At 67.6% G+C, this 4,380-nt stretch carries 5 protein-coding genes; 4 read left to right on the forward strand and 1 reads right to left on the reverse strand.

The genetic code is table 11. The annotated features are described in order from the left end of the window. The coding region (locus WAZ62_RS07385) for a PAS domain S-box protein (RefSeq protein WP_422642872.1) at positions 1-676 on the reverse strand (676 nt) is incomplete at its 3' end. A gap of 163 nt (positions 677-839) precedes the next feature. Here WAZ62_RS07385 and WAZ62_RS07390 point away from each other — a divergent pair. The 4 genes from WAZ62_RS07390 to WAZ62_RS07405 all read left to right on the forward strand — a co-directional run. After that, positions 840-1,463 (forward strand): pyrimidine 5'-nucleotidase, encoded by a 624-nt coding sequence (locus WAZ62_RS07390; protein ID WP_422642873.1) that lies wholly within the window; start codon positions 840-842, stop codon positions 1,461-1,463. Between the two features lie 89 nt (positions 1,464-1,552). Then, a complete protein-coding gene (gene dapD / locus WAZ62_RS07395) occupies positions 1,553-2,386 on the forward strand; it encodes a 2,3,4,5-tetrahydropyridine-2,6-dicarboxylate N-succinyltransferase (protein WP_422642874.1) in 834 nt (277 codons plus the stop codon). A gap of 5 nt (positions 2,387-2,391) precedes the next feature. Continuing rightward, positions 2,392-3,564 (forward strand): succinyl-diaminopimelate desuccinylase, encoded by a 1,173-nt coding sequence (dapE, locus tag WAZ62_RS07400; RefSeq protein ID WP_422642875.1) that lies wholly within the window; start codon positions 2,392-2,394, stop codon positions 3,562-3,564. A 177-nt stretch (positions 3,565-3,741) separates the two neighbouring features. Continuing rightward, a partial coding sequence (locus WAZ62_RS07405) for a multicopper oxidase family protein (RefSeq protein ID WP_422642876.1) occupies positions 3,742-4,380 on the forward strand: 639 nt, incomplete at its 3' end.

A 4,380-nucleotide genomic window follows, 5' to 3' on the forward strand; every position in this document is an offset into this window, starting at 1 on the left:
GCGCCGCGGTAACGTCGCGGGCGATGCCGCGCAGGCCGATCCGGCGCCCGATGCCATCGCGCACCGGCCGCGCCGAAACCAGGCAGCGCAGCGAGGTGCCCTCGGCCGCGAGCAGCCAGACTTCCCGGTCGTTCAGCGCCACGTCGCTGGAAAACGGGTCGCTGCGGCCCGCCAGCCAGTCGGCATCGAGGATATCCGTGGCGAAGCGGCCGACGAGATCGCTCGCGGCATAGCCGAACACCCTCTCCGGCGCGCAGAAGGTGAAACGGCCGTCCTCGTCGGTCTCGAAGGAGAAATCCGGCAGGCATTCGACGATATCCGACAGGCGCTCGATCTGATCGGTCAACTGGTTGCGGCGCAGGCATTCCTCGGTCGTGTCGCGCGCCATCACCAGGACGGCGGCGCCAAAGGGCAGGGCCGAGACCTCGAACAACTGCCGGCGCTCGATCACCACCTCGGCCTTCCGGCCCTCGGTGCCATGCCGCGTGCGTTCGATGAGATCGATCAGGGTATCGTGACCATCGCGCAGGGCGAGCACCAGCGGCCGGGCCGCCTCATTGGCTTCGACCACCCGGATCCCCTGTCCGACGATGAAGGCGGGACCGGGATAATTTTCCACCAGGCGATCGAGAACTGCCGCGGCGGTGGGCCGTCGGTCGGGTGTCTTTTCGCTCATGGCCTCGCGTATCGTCACGCCGGTACAATCCGTTGGCGGCAGGGTATTGCCCCAACCTAGGTCCTGAACGTCAAGAATTGGTTGACGGCTCTTGCCAGACGCCCCGCCCCTGACCAATCTGCCCTCCATGGCACTTCCTTTGCGCAACACAACCGAAACCTGGGTGTTCGATCTGGACAACACCCTTTACCCCTCATCCTGCCGGTTGTTCGACCAGATCGAAGCGAAGATGCGGGCCTATATCCGCCAGCATCTGGGCCTTGACGACGAGGCGGCCTCGGCGCTGAAGACCCGGCTGTTCCAGCGCCATGGCACGACCATGAAGGGGCTGATGGAGGATCACGGCGTTGATCCCCATCAATTCCTCGGCTACGTGCATGATATCGATCTCGCGCCGCTCGACGCCGCGCCCGATCTCGATGCCGTGCTGGCCGGCCTGCCGGGCCGGAAGGTGATCTTCACCAACGGCTCGGTCGACCATGCGCGGCGCGTGCTGGCCCGCCTCGGCATCGCCGGCCATTTCGACGGTATTTTCGACATCGTGGCGGCGGGCTATGTGCCCAAGCCCGAAATCGGCCCCTACAGGGCCATGGCGGCGGCGCTCGACGTCGATCCCCGGCGGGCGGTCATGGTCGAGGACATGGCGCGCAACCTGAAACCGGCGGCCGACCTCGGCATGACCACGGTCTGGGTGCCGGGCGGCACCGACTGGGGCGCCGAGGGCCAGGGCGATCACATTCACCATGTCGCCGACGATCTGGCGGCCTTCCTGCGCGCCCTCGACTGAAGCTGTCGGGGGCCTTGCGGGGCGAGCTGTTGACAGGGGGCGGCAGGCCCCTATTGTCCGGAAAATTTCCGATCTGGAGTTGGAGCATCATGGCCGCAACGGAACTCGCCAGCATCATCGAAGCCGCCTGGGACGCGCGGGACGGGATCAATTCCGCCACCACGGGCGCGGTGCGCGAGGCGGTGGAGGCGGCGCTGGAGCTGCTCGACAATGGCGAGGTCCGGGTGGCCGAGCCGACGGCGTCGGGCTGGGTCGTGAACCAGTGGCTGAAGAAGGCGGTGCTGCTGTCCTTCCGCCTCAATGATTCGGTCGCCGTGCCGGGCGGCCCGGGCGCCGCCGGCGCCTGGTTCGACAAGGTGCCGAGCAAGTTCGACGGCTGGGGCGAGAATCGCTTCAAGGCCGCCGGTTTCCGCGCCGTGCCCGGCTGCTTCGTGCGCAAGTCCGCCTATATCGCGCCCGGCGTCGTGCTGATGCCCAGCTTCGTCAATGTCGGCGCCCATGTCGGCAAGGGCACCATGGTCGATACCTGGGCGACCGTCGGCTCCTGCGCGCAGATCGGCGCCAATTGCCACATCTCGGGCGGCGCCGGCATCGGCGGCGTCCTCGAGCCGCTGCAGGCCGGCCCCGTGGTGATCGAGGACAATTGCTTCATCGGCGCCCGTTCGGAAGTCGCCGAGGGTGTCGTGGTCGAGACCGGCGCCGTCCTCTCCATGGGCGTCTATATCGGCGCCTCGACCAAGATCGTCGATCGCGCCACGGGCGAAGTGTTCCGGGGCCGGGTGCCGGCCTATTCCGTCGTCGTGCCGGGCACCATCCCGGGCAAGACCCCGAACGAACCCGGCCTCTATGCTGCCGTGATCGTGAAGCGGGTCGATGCCCAGACCCGCTCCAAGACCTCGATCAACGAGCTGTTGCGCGACTGACGGCCATGAAGCTGCCGCCCCTCGATGCCCTGCCGCTGGCGATCGAACTGATCCGCTGCCCCAGCGTGACGCCGGCCGACGCCGGCGCGCTCGACACGCTGGGCGCGGTGCTGAAGGGGCTGGGCTTCTCGGTCGAACATATGCCCTTCGCCGACGCCGGCACGCCCGATATCGACAATCTCTACGCGCGGATCGGCGATGGCAGCGGGGCCGGCCCCCATTTCTGTTTCGCCGGGCACACGGATGTGGTGCCGGTGGGCGATGCCGGCCGCTGGACCGTCGATCCCTTCGCCGCGACCCTCGACCAGGGCTGGCTGCTGGGCCGGGGCGCCGCCGACATGAAGGCGGCGATCGCCTGTTTCGTCGCCGCCGCCAGCCGCTTCCTCGGCGAATGCAATGGCAGGGTGCCGCGCGGCGGCGCCATCTCGCTGCTGATCACCGGCGACGAGGAAGGCCCGGCGGTCAACGGCACGGTGAAGATGCTCGAGACCCTGTCGGCGCGGGGCGAGGTCTGGCACGGCTGCATCGTCGGCGAGCCGACCAACCCCCATCGACTGGGCGAAATGGTCAAGATCGGCCGGCGCGGCTCGATCAACGGCACGATCACCGTGACCGGGGTGGAAGGCCATGTCGCCTATCCCCATCTGGCCGACAATCCCATTCCCAAGCTGCTGCGCCTGATGAATGCCCTCGATGCCCTGCAACTCGACGACGGCACCGATCATTTCCAACCCTCCAACCTCGAATTCACCACGGTCGATGTCGGCAATCCGGCGACCAATGTGATTCCCCGGGTGGCGACGGCGCGCTTCAACATCCGCTTCAACGACCGCCACACCGGCGCCTCGCTCGACGCGCTGCTGCGCCGAACACTGGACGCGACCGGCATCGCCTATGCGCTGGACACCCGCACCTCGGGCGAGGCCTTCCTGACCGAGCCGGGGCCTTTGTCGGACATGATCAGCGCGGCAGTCGAGGCGGAAGTGGGCGCCAAACCGGAGTTGTCGACCAGCGGCGGCACCTCGGACGCCCGCTTCATCGCCCGCTATTGCCCGGTGATCGAATTCGGCCTCGTCGGCGAGACCATGCACAAGGCGGACGAGAAGGTCCGGGTCGAGGATCTGGAGCGCCTGACCCGCATCTATCACGACCTGCTGCGCCGCTTCTTCAGGGTCTGAGCCTTTTCGCCGCACCACCTGTTAATGCGAGTCGATCTCAAGTAACCTGCCCTTGAGCAATTTGCCGATTCATGGAATCGGCAAATTGCTCAGATGTCTTGAAGTAGCGCGGTTTCCAGCGGCAAACCGGCGTCCACTTTGCCGGAAACCGCGCTGGCGTTCAGGGAAGGATGATCCATGTCGCAGACCAGGCGCCAGTTCCTGGCGACGGGGGCCGCCGCCATCGCCGCCACCGCCCTGCCCCGCGCCGCCGGGGCCGCCACCGCCGATTTCGTGCTCGAGGCGAAGGAGCGGCCGATCCGGCTGCCGGGCTGCGGCGGCCCGACCCTGGCCTGGACCTATGCCGAGACCTGGCCCCTCGCCCTGCGGGTGAAGCGGCGCCAGCCCGTGACCATCGAATTCCGCAACGGCCTGAAGGAACATAGTTCGATCCACTGGCATGGCCTGCGCATTCCCCATGCCATGGACGGCGTGCCCTGGATCACCCAGGACCCGGTGAAGCCGGGCGACCGTTTCACCTATTCCTTCGCGCCGCCGGACCCGGGCCTGTTCTTCTTCCACCCGCATTGCGACGACATCACCGCGCTCAGCCACGGCCTCGCCGGGGTGATCATCGTCGAGGACCCGCGCGAGGAAGGCCTGTTCGACCAGGAGGAATTGCTGGTCCTGATGGACTGGCGCGTGAAGGACGATGGAAGTTACGACACGATCACCACCGACAAGACGGCGGCCCGCGCCGGCACCTTCGGCCGGCTGCGCACCACCAACGGCCAGCTGGCGCCCGCCTATCGGGTGCGGCCGGGGGCGCGCCTGCGC

The sequence above is a fragment of the Zavarzinia sp. genome, from assembly GCF_049306435.1.
Lineage (GTDB): Bacteria > Pseudomonadota > Alphaproteobacteria > Zavarziniales > Zavarziniaceae > Zavarzinia.